Below are 15,388 nucleotides of genomic sequence, written 5' to 3'. Positions count from 1 at the left end.
TCTCCATCGGTGCGCCTGCAGGACTGGGTCCCATCATCGTTTTTCCCCCAACAATTGATACGGCTAATGCTTCGATGCTATTTCCGGACGAGATTGAAAGGGCTCGTTCTGCGGCAATCTTGTGCTGATCTTTCCCGTGCCCCGCGAATGCAACCCACAAAGCCAGGTAGCGCCGCTAGCTGTTGAATCTGCCCAGAAACGATAGTGCACGGGGCGCCCGGACCGCCGGCCTCGGCGAGCCTAAAATAATTGCAGCCGCTCCCGTCCGCCCCAGCGGCAACGGGCTCATATGCCGGCGGGATGTTCAGCCAACAGATCCGCGAGGGTCTCCAGGTTCGCGCGGACGGTCCGGGTGTGTGTTTTTTGCACAAGCGGGTCGGCAAGCTTGCCAAAGAATCCGCCCATGCCGGTGTCGACTTCCACGCGGTAGGTCAGCCGCGTTCCGCTGGCTTCCGGTTCCAGCATGTTGCTGATGGTGAAGCCAAATTTGCCCTCGACGGAGCGGATGACGGAAAGCCTTGGCGGGTCGAAGTGGACGTTCTCAGTGACCCAGTCGAACTGCCTGCCCAGTATTTTGCTGGTTCCCTTTGAGCGTGTGCCGGGACCGACCGGACCGTCACCCACCTGTTCAGCCTGGGTGACCGACGAGTCCCAAACGGGGATGTTCTCAGTCCTGGTGAGGAATGCGAAAACCTCTTCGGGCGGTCGGTCGATGTAGACACTTTCTTCGATGACAGGCATGAGAGCCCTCCCTGAACAGGCCCGCCGGGGCGGCTTGCCTGGCAGGTGTAGCGCCAGTGTGGGCCGCCGGCATAGTCGTGTCAACGCGTTGTGAACTTCAGGACAAAACTAGGGTAGGACGAGTAGCCGGAGAGCTCGGCAAGCGTCTCGGAATGGACCCCGACGGCGAGGCCCATCCCTGACGCACCTAGCCCGCCACCGTGGCCTTCGCCGCCTGCTTGGCGTTCATCCACTCGTTCAGCCACGGCGCGCGGACGCTGGACGTGATCCGGCAGTCGGCCACGAAGGTTCCCCGGGCGCCGGCGTCGATCCAGTCCGTGAGCGCTGAAAGGTCCGCCAGCGACCGGATGATCGCCGACTCCGCACCCAAAGCACGCGCAATCCCGCTGAAATCCACCTCGGGGATCAGCATGGGCTTTTCGGTCAGGCCCTGGGAGCCGTACTGGTGGATCTCGGCTCCGTAGGCGGCATCGTTGTAGATCACCACAATGGCGCTCTTCGCCGCACCGATCAGTGATTCGAGGTCGGGGAGGCCCATCAGGAAACCGCCGTCGCCGGAGGCCAGCACCAGGGTACGGCCGTCCTCAACTGCGCGGGCCGCCCCGACGGCGCTGGCCAGGCCCAGCCCGATGGCCTGGAACGCGGTCCCCACCATCACCAGGTCCTGCGGCCGCGGGATGTTCCAGTACATCGGTGCCCAGCCCACGAAGTGCCCGCCGTCCTGGACCACCGTACGGCGTTCCGGCAGCACGGCGTCGAGTGCCGTGGCAAGGGAGCGCGGGTCCAGCCGTCCGTCCGGCGTTTCGTCGGAGCCCGGGTGGTGCCCCGGTCCCGCAGCCAGACGCTTACAAGCTTCCGCGCGCCAACCTTGAGCCGAAGCCGCGTCATCCAGCAGCTGAAGAAGGCGTCGCGCGGAGGACTTCGCGTCCGCGCTGACGAACAGGTCCACCCGGGGGTTCGTGGGCTGCAGGGCGGTATCGATCTGGATGACCGTGCTGTCCGGACCAAGCAGGTGCCCGAACCGCATGGTGAACGGGCTCAGGCTCGCCCCGGCCACTAGCACCACGTCGGCCTCGCCCATGAGCCCGGCCGCGGTATCCGTGCCGAAGCCGCCCGCGACGCCGAGGTACCCCTCGCCGTTGAGGAGGTTGAACGCCAGCGCGGTTCCGGCGGTTAGGGCGCCCAGGCGGTCGGCGAGTTCCCGCAGCTCGGTGCCGGCTCCGGCCAGGTGCGCACCGCGGCCGGCGAGGATCAGCGGGCGCTTGGCCCCGGCGAGCAGACGGGCTGCCTGCGAAAGGCCGCGGTCGACGTCGTCCGTCACCTGAGCGGCGAGCGGTGCCGGAAGTTCCTCGTCCGCAGCCTCGAGTGACGCGAGGTCGTAGGGAATGGCAATCACGACGGCGGTGCGCTTGGTGAGTGCGTACTCCACCGCCTGCTGGGTGATGGAGCCGGCGGCATCGCGGGTGACGGTGAAGGTGGCCGCGCCGAGGCCGGCGGCGATGGCGGCCTGGTCCACGTCCTGCGGCCGGGCGCCGCTGCTTGGCGCGTCCCCGGTGACCAGTACGACGGGGATTTGCGCCTGGACCGCCTCGGCCAGTGCGGTAAGTGCATTGGTGTAGCCGGGGCCGTAGGTGGTGGTGCCCGCCGCGAGCCGTCCGGACGTCCGGTAATAGGCGTCGGCGGCGGCGATGGCGGCGCCCTCATGCCGGACGGCGGAGAAGCGCAGGCCCATCTTTTCGGCGGCGTCCAGGAAGTAGACGTTGCCGTTGCCCATAACGCCGAAGACGTCGCTGAGGTAGCTGCTGAGAACCTGTGCCACGCGGCCCGAGACGGTGAGAGTAGTCATGCAGGAATCCTGTGGGCCAGCTTGCGGATAAGCAATAGAGCTGGATCTGGCTGGGATTATTGGCAGTCAGGAGTAGGAGCAATTGAAAATATGCCTACTTGTGGCCTGCGTCACCCGTAGTTTCATCCGATGGGTGGGATTCCTGCTTCGAGAGCCGGTTCAGGAGGCCGTCGTACCGGGGCGGCATTAGTTCGACGACGGAGATGGCGGTGCTGGTCCGCTGGATGCCGTCGATGGCCAGGATCTGGTTGGTGATGCGGTAGAGGTCGGCCGTGCTCCGCGCAACCACCTTGGCCATCAGGTCTGCGTCCCCGGTAGTGGCGTGGACCTCGATCACCTCCGGGATGGCCGCGAGCCCGTTCTCCACCGCGCCCGCCCGGGTCTGGCTGATGGCCAGTGAGAGGAAGGCCATCAGGTCGTAGCCGAGCGCGGCGGGGTCCAGCCTGCGGCTGAACGAACGGAGCGCGCCGCTGCGCTCGAGCCGTGACAGCCGGGCATGGACAGTGTTCCGGGCGACGCCGAGTGTCCGGGAGAGTGCCAGGGCGCTGGCTTCGGGATCCTTGTCCAGGGCAAGGATGATCCTGCCGTCGAGGGAATCCAGGGCGCGGGAGTTAGCGATGGTCATATTTTCACCACATGCAGTAGAAGTTGAGCAGAAGTCCCAATGCCTTGAGCGTATCTTGCAATGTGCGCGGGGTCACAATCATGATCGGTCCTCATGACCCTCACTCAGCTTCAATCGGCACCGGCCGCCGCGCGCCCCACCCTTCGTGACGCGGTGACCGGCCTCCCGTCCTACGTCCCGGGCCGGCGCAGCGCCGGTATGGACATCGCAGCCCTCGCCAGCAACGAAAGCCACTACGAGCCGCTGCCCGCGGCAATCGCTGCGGTGGCCGGAGCGGCCGGTGCCATGAACCGCTACCCGGACATGGCCGCCGTCGAACTCCGCGAACGGCTTGCCCGGCACCTCGGCGTCACGGCCGGGGAGATCGCGGTGGGACCCGGCAGCGTGGGTGTCCTCCAGCAGATCATCACCGGACTGTGCGACGCCGGAGATGAGGTCATCTTCGCGTGGCGCTCCTTCGAGGCCTACCCCATCCTGGTGGAGCTGGCAGGCGCCCGGCCGGTCCGCATCCCGCTGGACCACCTGGAGGGCCACGACCTCGACGCCATGGCCGCGGCCGTCACGGACCGCACCAAGGTCATCCTGCTGTGCACCCCCAACAACCCCACCGGCGTCCCGATCAGCCACGACCGCATCGAAGCCTTCCTGCGCTCCGTCCGCCCCGACATCCTCGTGGTGATCGACGAGGCCTACGTGGAGTATGCCGAGGCGGGCAGCGGCCCCGATTCCCTGGCGCTCTACCGCGAGTACCCGAACGTCTGCGTCCTGCGCACCTTCTCCAAGGCCTACGGACTCGCCGGCCTGCGCGTGGGATATGCCGTGGCGGCGCCGGAGATTGCCGAGGGGCTGCGCCGGACCGCGCTTCCGTTCGCGGTGAGCGCGCTGGCCCAGAAGGCGGCCATCGCGTCGCTGGACGCGGGGGAGGAGATGGAGGCGCGGGTCGCCGTCGTCAAGCAGGAGCGTGCGCGGATGTCTCGGGAGCTGGCAGCCCGGGGCTGGAAGCTGGAGCCGAGCCAGGGCAATTTCCTGTGGATCCGCGCCGACGACGGGCTCCGGACGCGGCTGATGGAGGCGTTCGACGGCGCCGGCATCATGGTCCGGGCGTACCAGGGCGACGGCGTGCGGATCACCGTTGCCGACGCCGCCGCCAACGACCGCGTGCTCCGGATCCTGGCAGCCCACGGAGCCTGAACTTTCACCCCCAAATCCGTTCCACCTACTGACTAGAGGAATCCCATGGAACAACAGACAAAGACGTCTGCCCGCGCGCTTGGCGCGGCCCTCAAACCCCGCCAGCTCACCATGATGGGGCTTGGAAGCGCCATCGGCGCTGGCCTCTTCATCGGCTCCGGCGCCGGCATCCAGGCAGCCGGCCCGGCGGTGCTGATCTCCTACCTCGTGGCCGGCACCCTCATCATCCTGGTGATGTGGGCCCTCGGCGAGATGGCTGCGGCCAACCCGGACAGCGGTGCCTTCTCCGTTTACACCGCCAAGGCCTACGGGCCGGTGGCCGGTGCCACGGTGGGCTGGCTCTGGTGGCTGCAGCTCGTGGTGGTCATCGCGGCCGAAGCGCTCGGTGCTGCAGGCCTGCTGGCCACGATCTTCCCGGCCCTGCCGGTGTGGCTGATGGCCTTCGTTTTCATCGTGGTGCTCACCGCCGTGAACCTGACCAGCGTGAAAAACTTCGGCGAGTTCGAGTTCTGGTTCGCCCTGCTCAAGGTGGCGGCGATCGTCGGGTTCCTCCTGGTAGGCGCTGCCCTGCTGTTTGGCTGGCTGCCGGGCGCGCAATCGCCGGGCCTGGCCAACTTCACCGGAGACGGCTTCGCGCCCAGCGGTTTTGCCGGGATTGCCACGGCACTCTTTGTGGTGGCGTTCGCGTTCGGCGGCACCGAAATCGTGTCCGTGGCCGCAGCTGAGACCGCCGAGCCGGCCCGCAGCGTGAAGAAAGCCGTCCGGACCGTGCTGTGGCGCATCCTGGTGTTCTACATCGGTGCCATCTTTGTGATCGCGGCCGTAGTTCCCGTGGGTTCGGCAGGGCTGAAGAGCCCGTTCGCCGCAGTGCTGGACGCCGCCGGCATGCCCGGCGCAGCCACCGCCATCACCCTGGTAGCCGTCGCAGCGCTGCTCTCCGCGCTCAATGCCAACCTCTATGGCGCCTCCCGGATGGCTTACTCGCTTGCCGAGCGCGGTGAAGCACCGCGGCTGCTCGCTTCGGTGTCCAAGGCCCGGGTTCCCGTGGTCGCGGTCCTGGCCAGCGTCGCGTTCGGCGTTGTTACGGTGGTGCTGGAGCTGGCTTTCCCCGAGATGGTCCTTCCCATCCTGCTCAACATCGTGGGTTCAACCTGCCTGCTGGTGTGGACGTCCGCCCTCCTGGCCCAGCTCGCCCTGCGGCTTCGTGCCGACCGCGAGGGAACCGAGCTTCCCCTGCGGATGCCCGGCTTCCCGTGGCTCACCTCCCTTGGCCTGCTGATCCTGGCGGCGATCTTCACGGTGGGCTTCATCGGCGAGGACTCCCGCCCGCAGCTCCTGAGCACGTTCGGGCTCGTGGCGCTTCTGGCGGTGGCGAACTGGCTGAACCACCGGAACCGGAAGGCTGCGCCCGTTGTAGAACCTTCCGAGCGTGCCAAGCCATCGGTGCTTATCGACTAAAGAATGACATGCACGACGGCGACGCCCCGGCTTTTGCGGGGGCGTCGCCTCTGCTTTCCCCACCACCAGAGTGGCAGGGCGGGATGCCGTCAGTCTTCCGGTTCGTCCGCCCGCCGGTGCCGGTGGTGCAACGCGTAGCTGTCGAAGACGTCGGAGGATGTTGTTCCGGAATGGCCGAACCTGCCGCGAAGGACTTCCGCGAGGCCATCCAGCGCCGCGTGCAGCATCCGTCCGGCAAAGCTGAGTTCCGGGTTTGGGCTCTGCTCGGCCTGCGATGCCAGTTGCTGGGCGTAGGAGACATTGGCGGGCAGGGAACCGCGCTGATCGACTTCGCGGAAGTAGTAGGTTTCGTGGAACGCCACCAGATCTATGCTCGCGGTGGCAACGTCTGCGGCCATCGACTCCAGTAGCCCGGCGGCATGGCCGGGATCCAAAGCGGACAGGCCCTTCGGTCCTGCCGCCTCCCGGAAGAGGTTCAGCTGGTGGGCGAGGGCCCGGCGGCGGTTCAGGGCAGGGTATGTCTGCAGGATCCAGGTGACCGTGGCGGTCAGCAGCCCGAAGCCGGTGATGGCCTGCAAGGCGGACACCAGCCTCAGCAGCGGATCGGCGGCCACGATCTCGCCGAACCCGGCAGTGGAAAGAGTGACCATCGAGATGTAGAGCGCTTCGGCAAAGTCCCCGCGCTGGGGAACGCCGGCCCCGTACACAAAACCCTCCGGCAGATGGGGCAGATACAGCAGGGCCCAGCCCACCGCGGCCAGGCTTGCCCAGGCGGCGATGACAGCCGCCATTGCCAGCGGCGCAGCAGCGGAGGAGGCCCGGCCCCGTACCTTCTTCGTCAGGACCCAGACGCCATGCATAATGGCCCGTCCTGTAGGGCCGGAACCGTGCGGATAAAGAAGCGTATGGAAAACGTCGGCGAGCATCAGCAGAATCAGCCCCGCCCCCAATACCGTCAAGAGCATGTCCGCGAAATCCATGCCTCATCTTAGGGGCTGCAGGTGACGACGGGGGGAGGTTCAGTGCTCCGTTAAACAGGCTTTTGGCCGGTGCCTATCAACTCATGCCCCGCATGAGATTCCCTCGCCCGGCCAGGTCGGCAGACCGCGGGCACTCTGGGCATTGCGAACCAACGTCACCACGTCACCGTTCCGGCGGCCCCGTCCACGGTGATGCTCTGGCCGTCGTGCAGCCGCGTGGTGGCATCCGCAACACCCACTACCGCGGGAATGCCGTACTCCCGGGCCACCACCGCTCCGTGCGAGACGACACCGCCCATCTCCATCACCAAGGCTCCTGCCGTCATGAAAAGCGGGGTCCACCCGGGATCAGTGGAAGGGGCCACCAGGATTTCCCCGGGCTCCAGGTGTGCGCCCACCGGATCCATGACGACCCTGACCTTCCCGGTAGCGGAGCCTGCCGACGCCGGCGTGCCCGTCAGCCGGTCCGCGGCAACCGGCTGGGGAAGCGCGGCAGCCACCGCCATCATGGCTGCCTCCACGTCCGTGCCGTCCGAGAGCAGAAGGCGCGGAATGCGCCGGCGCCGCAGTTCGACGTCGTACAGCCTGCGGCGGCCGGCAACGATCCCCTTCAGGTCCGCACCGCGAAGGCCCACGCGCAGTTCGTCGAAGTCCAGGAAGAACACGTCATGGGAGGCGGTGATGCTTCCGTCCTTGACCAGTGTGGCGCCGACCTCCGTGAGCTGCCGGTGCATCTCCGCCAGCACCAGCACGATGCAGAACTTCGGCAGCTCCCGCAGGCCTGCGAGCTGCCGTGTCCGCCGCAGGCACCACGCCACCAGGCGCCCCCGCAACCGGCTCTTTGTCCCGGCACGCTCCACCAGTTCGCTGATCCTGGCCTCCGCGTGCTCGGCGGCTCTGGCGAACCGGCGGTCGGGGGCCTGTGCGGGATCGTCCACCCGGAGGTAGTTGGAGATCATGCCGAGGATGTGGTCCGGTTCCTCGAACCACCTGGGCATCCCCAGGTCGATTTCCGCGACCGCCCGGTGGCCGTACTGGGACAGGAACGCGTGCAGCCCGGACTGGGCTGCGGCGGGCAGCGCGCCTGCCTTGTAGCGGGCAGCCAGCTCTCCGGGCTGCAGTTCTGTGAATGTCCGGCGTGCCTCCGGATCACTCCCGATGGATACTGCCAGGTGCCAGAGCTCCAGGTCCATGATGGTGGTCACGTTGTGGGGAAGCCCGCGCAGTACAGCCTCAAGTTCCCGCGGCTCGGCAATTCCGCGCAGGAGCCTGCGGGCCGCGGCCAGCGTCAGGTAGCCCGCGGCCGGTGCCGGCAGCGAGGCCTGAATTAAGCTGTTGACCGACGTGGCCAGGATGTCCTCGGTGTGCTGGAGCCGCCTGGCGGCAGTGGCAGGCAAGGGGAGGGCCAGCCCGGCTGCAAGCCGGTCTTGATACCGCCGTGCCCTCCGCAGTTCCCGGTCAGGCCACAGCAGGGCGCGGACCATGCCGGGAATGAGCCCCAGGAAGACGCCCAGGCCCTGGGTGCCTTCGGCGCCCTTGGTGTGAGTCCGGGCAGAGGCGGTGCTGTCCTTGTGGCCGGATTTCCTGCGAGCTGGCCGGGCCACGCTGAACCGCAGATCGTCCAGGAGGGCTGGGAGGATGGCAGCTGACCGTCCGTCCGCAAGGGGCAGCACCTTAGCCATCATCTCGCGGCCGGATTTGTTGCGGAGGATGGGTGTCAGGTCCACGTACATCCGCAATCCGGGGTTCACGGTTTTCCATGGGCCTTTGTTGTTTCCGCGCATTAGGGCCAGGACGTGGAGGCCCATCGGCGTGATGGGGCGCGTGAGGCCTTGGAGCAGCGTCCCGCACAGATATACACGGGTATCGGTGCCGGAGGCTGCGCCGGCTGCAGGGGCCATCCCGTCCCCGCCGGTTGGCCCGTGGAACGGGTCCTCCTCCGGCAGCGGGTACAGCGTGGTGATGGGCCGCGACTGGGTCAGCCACGCCGTGCCGCCGCCGTCGATCACCCATTCCACATCCTGGGGCGTGTTGAAAAGGCGCTGGGCGGCGTCCCCGAGGGCGGTCAGTTCGCGAAGCTGCGGCCCGGTCAGGCTCGGCGCGCGGCCCTGCGGCTGCTGCAGGATCCGGCCCGACGCCGTCTCCACCACGAAATGGTCCGGGTTCACGGAGCCGGATACCACCGCCTGTCCCGGCCCGGGACTGGCATCTATGACCGTCTCGGTCCGGGTGCCGGTCACTGGATTGGCGGTGAACAGGACACCCGCGGTACCGGCGCCCACCATTTTTTGAATGACGACGGCGAGTCCCACGTCGCGGTGGCTGATCCCGTTCGTCGTACGGTAGGCAACGGCCCGGTCGGTCCAGAGCGAGGCCCAGCAGCGGCGGACGGCTTCGACGACGGCATCGGCTCCCACCACGTCCATGAACGAGTCCTGCTGCCCGGCGAAGCTGGCAAAGGGCAGGTCCTCGGCGGTGGCGGAAGAGCGCACCGCCACAGGCCCGCTGCCCAGTGCGGCATAGGCCTCGCGGATAGCGGATTCGACGTCGGGCGGCACCGGCGCCGCGGTCATCGCTTCCCGGGCCTGCCGGGCGAGACCGTTCCGTTCGTCCGTAAGTCCACGGCCGCCGTCGGACCTTTCCGCCGCGTCCAGACGGGCAGTGATGATGTCCAGTTCCGCAGGTGCCGCCTTCCGGTAGCCGGCGGTGGTCAGGCAGAATCCGGGCGGAACCGGAAAGTCCGCAGCGGCAAGGCGGCCGAGGTTAAGGGCCTTGCCGCCCACTGATTCCAGCGACGCCGAGGACAGCTCGAGGAGGTCAACCACCAGGCCCGTTCCGGCGTCGTCCCGCACCAGTCCTAAAGAAGCCACGTCCTGCTCCTACCTGTTGTCCGCACCGTCCCCGGTGTCCTCCCACATGACATCCAGGTTGTGGAAGATCACCGGGCCGTCACACAGTGCCGCCATCCTGGCCGCGAACTCCGACGTTTCGGGCCGGCCGGAGTTCTCCATTGCCGAGTCGAAGGAATCGAAATCGACGATGGTGAAGTAGGTCCCCGGGCGGTCCCTGTCCGCGGTGGCAACAATGCGGCGGAATGTGGGCGCAGTGCTTCCCTCGGTTCTTGAGGGACGGCCCAGCTCTTCAATCTCCTTGATGCGGGAGGTCCTGAATTCGATGATCTGCACAAACCCGGCCATGACGGCTCCTCGACGGCGGGTGGACACTGACGCGGCTCAGGTTAGTCCCGTCGTCGGGCGGTGGACAGGGGAGAAATACCCTACTTTGGCGACTCTGGCCGCTGGCGCGCTGCTTGGTTATGCCCGGGCCTGCGACGCCGGGGACCTTGGACTCTACCCTCGAAGCCGGCACGAGCGTCCGATAGAACCATTGACAGCTGGAACCGAGCCCAGACGTGCCGGCCCCTCCGTCACTGTCCGCCAGCATCACCGAAGGAGCATCACGTGGAACGGGTCATCGACAAAGTAGCGCTGGTCAGCGGGAGTTCACGCGGGATTGGAGCTGCTGTGGCATCGCGGCTGCATGGCGAAGGGGCGCGGGTGGTCATTGGTGACATCCTGGACGATGAGGGAAAGGAAACCGCGGAGCGTATGGGCTCCGGCGCTCTGTACGTCCACCTCGATGTGACCAGTCCGCAGGACTGGGAGGCGGCGGTGCGCGCCGCCGTCGACACTTTCGGGGGCCTGAACATCCTGGTGAACAATGCCGGCCTCGTGAACTTCGCCTCCATCGAGGACTACACCCTGGAACAGTGGAACACTGTTATCGCCGTGAACCTCACCGGCACGTTCCTTGGGATCAAGGCTGCCATCCCGGCGCTGAAGCAGTCCAAAGGCGGGTCGATCATCAACGTTTCCTCGATCGCCGGCATCCGCGGCTATGAGCAGATCCCCGGATACACGGCCTCGAAGTTCGGGGTGCGTGGGCTCAGCAAGAGCGTTGCCCTGGACCTGGGCCCCCAGGGCATCAGGGTCAACTCGGTGCACCCTGGAGTCATCTCCACGCCCATGACGGCTGATATGTCCTTGGATATGAGCCATGTGGCGCTCGGGCGCATAGGGCATCCGGGGGAAGTCGCAGACCTTGTGCTGTACCTTGCGTCCAACGAATCCTCGTTCGTTACCGGAGCCGAATTCGTCATCGACGGTGGTGACACCGCTGGGACGGTGACCCGGAGCGAGGAGACGTATCCCCCAAAGCGGGAGAGCTCGGCCCAGCCCGGTTCGGCGAGGCAGTGAAAGGAAAGACAAATGGCCAGTACCGGTGCGTTCTTGCCTTGAGCGGTCCCACCCCGGGGAATCCTCCCGCGGCCGCGGGACCTATCGGCGCCGTTCGGGAAAGCCCGCTTGCCAGGACAACGTCGCCGGTTCAGGGAACACGAAGGCGACCGGCTCTTGCTCTACACCATTGAGCGGAGAAGTGCGGCCAGAGCGGGGACCTGGACCGTATGCGGAGCATCGCCCTGTACTAAGAAGGCATGGACCTCTTTGACGAGTTCAAGTGGCGTGACCAGCCGGACCGGCGCCCTGCCGGGAAGTGGAAACATGCCGGCACGCTCGATCGACGGCAGGGTAAGGCTTCCCGACGGCGAATGCAGCACAACCCACCCGTCAACCACGTATCCGGGATAGGCTGCCCGAATTGCTTCGACGCCTGCGCCCAGCCCGAAGGCTTTAAGCTCCCGGCCGTTGCGGAAAAGCTGCTTGTTGTCCCACCAATAGGTGCCGTCCGCCCACAGCTTGGAGTCGATCAGCGCAATTCTGTTTCCAGCGATCACGGCATGATCGAGGTCGGCGTGTTCGGAGCCGGGCCATCGGAGGCCGTTGATGAGCCGCGCGGACGGTATCGCAGGGAGTACCGAGCCAGTGATGAGTCTTGCGGTGCGACGTTCGCCTTCTGCGCCGATTTCTGCCCTCTCGCCGAACCGCCCCACGGATAAACCACGCCCCGGTACGCCATGGACGGTGCGGCTGACGATCTCCTCAGCTAAATAGGCAGTGGCAAGATCAGTGGGAGGTGCTGGGCGCTTCCTGGTTGTCCACCACTTTGGGAGCATGGCGACCACGAACCAGAATCCGACAGTCAGAACGGCGATCAGAAAACAGGTCAGCCCCATGATCAACCAGTTGGGGTTTGACTGTGTAGTGCTGAAGTACCAGATGGTACTGAACAAGGGCGGGACGGTACAGACGCTGCCAAGGACGAAGAAGACGGTACGCCAAGTGCGTGTCCAGGCAGGTGCGGGTCGTCGGACGGTCTGTGGTTCGCCGGACGGACGGACAAGTGGTGGTCGGTACTCCACGGGCGGTCCAGTCCACGGCGGCGGGGCGGGTGGCTGCTCCATATCAGCGAAGCCTGGTTTCGGCTTCTGCTGGGAGGAATCCGGTTGGGGCTCCGACCGTTCCTGTTGGGGCCGCTGGCCGGTGCTACCTGCGGTGTTCCCAGAATTCTTATTCTTTGGAGCGCGGTCGTAGGCGGCCCTGCGGTCCGGGTCCGAGAGGACCTCGTAGGCTTCCTGCACGAGGCGGAACAACCCGGTGCTTCCGCCCGTGTCCGGGTGTGATGTCCTGAGCCTGCGTTGGTAGGCCTTTTTGATTTCGGCTGTGTCTGCCGTCGTTGGTACTCCAAGCACCTCGTAATGAGTGACGGTTGCTTGTGTCATCCGAACTGTTCCTCTCGTTCCCCCTCAGGCAGCCTGCCCGCGGGACTCGCTTCCGTCCCTGAGCCTCGATGCCCGTATGTGGCGCGTACCCGGGGGCGGCTGGCTTGAGGCGGCAGAATTACTTTGTTACGTGAACGACCACTGCTTTGTCGACGGATTGTTCCGCTCCAGCATTGTCGATTCCAGTAACTGTCCAGTTGCTGAGCAAAAGCACCGTTTTGCCAGTGTTTGAGTTGTAAACGATCTTTTTGAAGCCCAAAGCCGATAGCTCGTCATCAAGTGCCTCCGCGTTCATTCCGGCTGCGTTGGCCGGGATTAAAGCAGCCACTGGAGCAACAGGAGCCGGTACTGGAGCCGCTGCAACGGCAGGAGCAACCGGTTCAGCTGTGACAGTGGCGGTTGCCGTCACGGTGACTGTTGCCGTGGCCGTCTCAGTCACTGTATGCGTGACCGTGGGTACGGCTTGCGGTGATCCCGCGCAGCTTGAAAGGGCTAAACAAAGAAGCGCGCTGCCCGCGAAAGTTTTGATGAGTTTCAAACTAATTCTCCTTGAAAATGTTCGACAATTATTTGCTTTGTTCGTGCCCTTTCCAGTTCAGGCACTTTTTGGAGCTTTCGTGCATCACCCTTAATGGATGAATTAGGTCCAGTTTTGATTGCCCACCTCTGCGGCCGGCATCGGTATGGTTGCCTTTAGCGCTCGATAGAACGAGCCGCTATAGACCTGTCGTGCTCGCTCCGTACTCGGCCTGCTCTGGGGTGAAGCCCTCGAAGAGCAACTGCTCGACCAGGCCGGAACGCGAGAAGGAAGTGAACTCAAGATAGCTCTTGGCTTTCTTGGCTGCCTGCTCATTCCAGTCGACTGTGACGCGGTCAGCAGCCCACGTCGCATCTCCGGTCGAAAACTTCTCGAATTCCAATTGATGAATCAGGCCGGTACGGGAGAAAGCAGTGAAATCGAGGTAACTCCCAGCCTTGCGCAATGCGTTCTGCTGGCTGACCGTACCCCGTTTGGCTGCGGCCTCAGCTTCTGCAGCTGCCTTAGCTGCTGCGGCATCAGCCTCAGCCTTGGCTTTGGAAGCGGCGTCAGCTTCGGCTTTTGCTTTGGCTGCCGCATCGGCCTCAGCCTTAGCAGCCGCGTCAGCTTCCGCCTTTGCCTTAGCTGCCGCATCTGCGTCAGCTTTGGCTTTGGCAGAGGCTTCAGCTTCCGCAGCTGCAACGGCAGGATCCTTTGTGGCCTTCGGGGCGGCCGAAGCGGTCTGAGCTGCAGTCGTGACCTTGTCGGTCGAAGCGGCGGGGGCAGCAGAAGGGGCTGAACCCGCGCGGGCCGAGTTGACGACAATGCTGAGGAGAATAACAACGCCTGTGACAATCAGGGCCACTTTTTTGTGCTTGTCGTAACCTTCCAGCGGAAGGCCCTGCTTGTCCCGCATCTTGTTTGTGAGAATCAGAATCAGGTCAATCAGTGCCCAGATACCGAAGCCGCCGAGCGTGACCAACTTCAGGATTCCAGTTCCCACCTTGCCAAGGTAGAAGCGGTCAACACCTAAAACGCCAAGCAGAAGTGAGAGCAGCCACGTGGCCAGGAACGACTTGTGGCTTACCGCCGGTTGACCATAGCCGTAGTTCGGGGGAAAGGGGGCAGTGTAGGGTTGCTGGCTCATGAGAGTCCTTCCATAGGACACCTGACCGACGTGCGATTACGAAGCGTGCGGGGTGGGTGCAGTGATGGACGCACATAGAGGAAATCCAGCGTGGAGCGCCGACCGCAGAACGGTACACCAATCCAGCCGACAGACATAGCATCTTCGCTTCCCCCAATAGCGTCAAAGTCATTTCATTACATCCGAGAAAACATCGGCATTTTGGTTACTGGGAGAAAACTGCGCGAATCCTGATTAGCAATCGCTAATCTTGATTCTTTGTTGATGTTTTCTGGGCTCACTCGAGCTTCTGCTGAAATTCGCGTTGCCTATTTTGCCGAAAGGTGATGGTAGTCAGAGTGCCGTCAGTCCGGCATGGCCGCTGAGGGTGCGTCCTGCGCCAGCCCCATGAACATCGTCCGGTGCAGGATGTCCACGTGCCTCCGGGCCACCTCGACGGCGTTCTGGACATCCCCTGCCCGCAGGGCTGCCACCAGGGCGATGTGGTCCTGGTTGGACTTGTGCAGCTTCTCGATTGGGTAGGGGATGAAGTAGTCGTAGAGCTCGGCGAGGGTCTCGTGGTAAACCTCGACGGCGGAGTCCAGGCATGACGCCGTGCCCACCAGTTGATGGAACTGCTCGTCCATCCGGTGGTAATAGGACCAGTCGTTCGACTCCGCCATTTCACGCGTCAGCCGCTCCAGCTCATCCAGCTGCTCAGGCGTGGCATTGACCGCCGCATAATGCGTAACGGCGCACTCGAACAGCAGCCGCCGGTCCACTAGCCGGTTCACGGCCTGGGACTCAGCAGGGGACGCGGAAAGCCCTGCCAAAACATCCGTAGGCGGTGAATCCGCCACAAACGTTCCGCCGGCCCGGCCGCGCCGGCGCACCACAACACCCTGCTCCGCCAAGCTCGCCAAAGCACGGCGGGCGGTGATGGGGCTAACCGAAAGTCCCAGCGCGACGTCCTCTTGGTCCGGCAGCCGCTCGCCCGGTTTCAGGAGGCCTAAAGAAATCGCCATCCCGATCCGCATCCGCACCGCGTCCATGGCGCTGCGGCGCTCCATGCCGGACATCCTGCCGGCACCAAGGCGCGCGGGCTCGGCGGTGTCCTCCAGCTGACGGCTCATATCCGCTACTTTACGGCCCACACCAGCCCCTTCCCTTTATTGGATCATTCTGATCTAATATAACCCGGATCACACCCCCACCGTGGAGAAA

Annotated in this window: 13 protein-coding genes and 1 pseudogene; 3 read left to right on the top strand and 11 right to left on the bottom strand. The window is 65.0% G+C overall.

Going from position 1 to position 15,388, the window contains the following annotated elements:
* Window positions 1-285: 285 nt before the first annotated feature.
* The 3 genes from ARTSIC4J27_RS15385 to ARTSIC4J27_RS15375 all read right to left on the bottom strand — a co-directional run bounded on the left by ARTSIC4J27_RS15385 (window position 286) and on the right by ARTSIC4J27_RS15375 (window position 3,212).
* Window positions 286-741, bottom strand: coding sequence for an SRPBCC family protein (locus ARTSIC4J27_RS15385; RefSeq protein WP_050056079.1), 456 nt, complete (start codon window positions 739-741; stop codon window positions 286-288).
* Between the two features lie 187 nt (window positions 742-928).
* Window positions 929-2,587, bottom strand: coding sequence for a thiamine pyrophosphate-binding protein (locus ARTSIC4J27_RS15380; protein WP_050056078.1), 1,659 nt, complete (start codon window positions 2,585-2,587; stop codon window positions 929-931).
* Between the two features lie 94 nt (window positions 2,588-2,681).
* Window positions 2,682-3,212, bottom strand: coding sequence for an Lrp/AsnC family transcriptional regulator (locus ARTSIC4J27_RS15375; RefSeq protein ID WP_050056077.1), 531 nt, complete (start codon window positions 3,210-3,212; stop codon window positions 2,682-2,684).
* Between the two features lie 93 nt (window positions 3,213-3,305).
* On the opposite strand from ARTSIC4J27_RS15375, the gene hisC reads away from it, so the two are divergent.
* Entirely contained in the window at window positions 3,306-4,403 is a 1,098-nt protein-coding gene (hisC, locus tag ARTSIC4J27_RS15370; RefSeq protein WP_050056076.1) for a histidinol-phosphate transaminase, read from the top strand.
* 45 nt (window positions 4,404-4,448) lie between these two features.
* Window positions 4,449-5,861 (top strand): amino acid permease, encoded by a 1,413-nt coding sequence (locus tag ARTSIC4J27_RS15365; protein ID WP_050056075.1) that lies wholly within the window; start codon window positions 4,449-4,451, stop codon window positions 5,859-5,861.
* An 89-nt stretch (window positions 5,862-5,950) separates the two neighbouring features.
* Here ARTSIC4J27_RS15365 and ARTSIC4J27_RS15360 read toward each other — a convergent pair whose 3' ends face one another.
* The 3 genes from ARTSIC4J27_RS15360 to ARTSIC4J27_RS15350 all read right to left on the bottom strand — a co-directional run bounded on the left by ARTSIC4J27_RS15360 (window position 5,951) and on the right by ARTSIC4J27_RS15350 (window position 10,038).
* Complete coding sequence (locus ARTSIC4J27_RS15360; protein ID WP_050056074.1) at window positions 5,951-6,841, bottom strand: potassium channel family protein; 891 nt, start codon at window positions 6,839-6,841, stop codon at window positions 5,951-5,953.
* Between the two features lie 155 nt (window positions 6,842-6,996).
* Window positions 6,997-9,711, bottom strand: coding sequence for a PEP/pyruvate-binding domain-containing protein (locus ARTSIC4J27_RS15355; RefSeq protein ID WP_050056073.1), 2,715 nt, complete (start codon window positions 9,709-9,711; stop codon window positions 6,997-6,999).
* A 9-nt stretch (window positions 9,712-9,720) separates the two neighbouring features.
* Window positions 9,721-10,038: a hypothetical protein gene (locus tag ARTSIC4J27_RS15350; protein ID WP_050056072.1), complete on the bottom strand. Its 318-nt coding sequence runs from the start codon at window positions 10,036-10,038 to the stop codon at window positions 9,721-9,723.
* A 264-nt stretch (window positions 10,039-10,302) separates the two neighbouring features.
* Between ARTSIC4J27_RS15350 and ARTSIC4J27_RS15345 the strand changes: the two genes are divergently transcribed.
* On the top strand, window positions 10,303-11,097 hold the full coding sequence (locus ARTSIC4J27_RS15345) for a glucose 1-dehydrogenase (protein ID WP_050056071.1): 795 nt from the start codon (window positions 10,303-10,305) through the stop codon (window positions 11,095-11,097).
* A gap of 161 nt (window positions 11,098-11,258) precedes the next feature.
* On the opposite strand, the gene ARTSIC4J27_RS23260 is transcribed toward ARTSIC4J27_RS15345, so the two are convergent.
* The 5 genes and pseudogenes from ARTSIC4J27_RS23260 to ARTSIC4J27_RS15325 form a co-directional block, all read right to left on the bottom strand.
* Window positions 11,259-12,032, bottom strand: a complete 774-nt coding sequence (locus tag ARTSIC4J27_RS23260; protein WP_235436708.1) for a nuclease-related domain-containing protein — start codon at window positions 12,030-12,032, stop codon at window positions 11,259-11,261.
* Window positions 12,033-12,338: 306 nt separating this feature from the next.
* A pseudogene (locus ARTSIC4J27_RS23600) lies at window positions 12,339-12,521 on the bottom strand (J domain-containing protein); the annotation flags it as partial.
* A gap of 118 nt (window positions 12,522-12,639) precedes the next feature.
* Window positions 12,640-13,059 (bottom strand): hypothetical protein, encoded by a 420-nt coding sequence (locus tag ARTSIC4J27_RS22955; RefSeq protein WP_167344682.1) that lies wholly within the window; start codon window positions 13,057-13,059, stop codon window positions 12,640-12,642.
* 178 nt (window positions 13,060-13,237) lie between these two features.
* A complete protein-coding gene (locus ARTSIC4J27_RS15330; RefSeq protein ID WP_050056068.1) occupies window positions 13,238-14,185 on the bottom strand; it encodes an Ltp family lipoprotein in 948 nt (315 codons plus the stop codon).
* A gap of 344 nt (window positions 14,186-14,529) precedes the next feature.
* On the bottom strand, window positions 14,530-15,297 hold the full coding sequence (locus tag ARTSIC4J27_RS15325) for a FadR/GntR family transcriptional regulator (RefSeq protein WP_050056067.1): 768 nt from the start codon (window positions 15,295-15,297) through the stop codon (window positions 14,530-14,532).
* Window positions 15,298-15,388 lie beyond the last annotated feature (91 nt).

The sequence above is a fragment of the Pseudarthrobacter siccitolerans genome, assembly GCF_001046895.1.
GTDB lineage: Bacteria > Actinomycetota > Actinomycetes > Actinomycetales > Micrococcaceae > Arthrobacter > Arthrobacter siccitolerans.
Note: the sequence above shows the minus strand (reverse complement) of the source record. Positions and strands in the feature narration are given on the sequence as shown.

Coding starts and splice junctions, on each gene's coding strand:
- ARTSIC4J27_RS15375 (WP_050056077.1), bottom strand. CDS start 3,212: ATGACCATCGCTAACTCCCGCGCCCTGGATTCCCTCGACGGCAGGATC.
- ARTSIC4J27_RS15385 (WP_050056079.1), bottom strand. CDS start 741: ATGCCTGTCATCGAAGAAAGTGTCTACATCGACCGACCGCCCGAAGAG.
- ARTSIC4J27_RS15330 (WP_050056068.1), bottom strand. CDS start 14,185: ATGAGCCAGCAACCCTACACTGCCCCCTTTCCCCCGAACTACGGCTAT.
- hisC (WP_050056076.1), top strand. CDS start 3,306: ATGACCCTCACTCAGCTTCAATCGGCACCGGCCGCCGCGCGCCCCACC.
- ARTSIC4J27_RS15325 (WP_050056067.1), bottom strand. CDS start 15,297: ATGAGCCGTCAGCTGGAGGACACCGCCGAGCCCGCGCGCCTTGGTGCC.
- ARTSIC4J27_RS15350 (WP_050056072.1), bottom strand. CDS start 10,038: ATGGCCGGGTTTGTGCAGATCATCGAATTCAGGACCTCCCGCATCAAG.
- ARTSIC4J27_RS15360 (WP_050056074.1), bottom strand. CDS start 6,841: ATGGATTTCGCGGACATGCTCTTGACGGTATTGGGGGCGGGGCTGATT.
- ARTSIC4J27_RS15380 (WP_050056078.1), bottom strand. CDS start 2,587: ATGACTACTCTCACCGTCTCGGGCCGCGTGGCACAGGTTCTCAGCAGC.
- ARTSIC4J27_RS15365 (WP_050056075.1), top strand. CDS start 4,449: ATGGAACAACAGACAAAGACGTCTGCCCGCGCGCTTGGCGCGGCCCTC.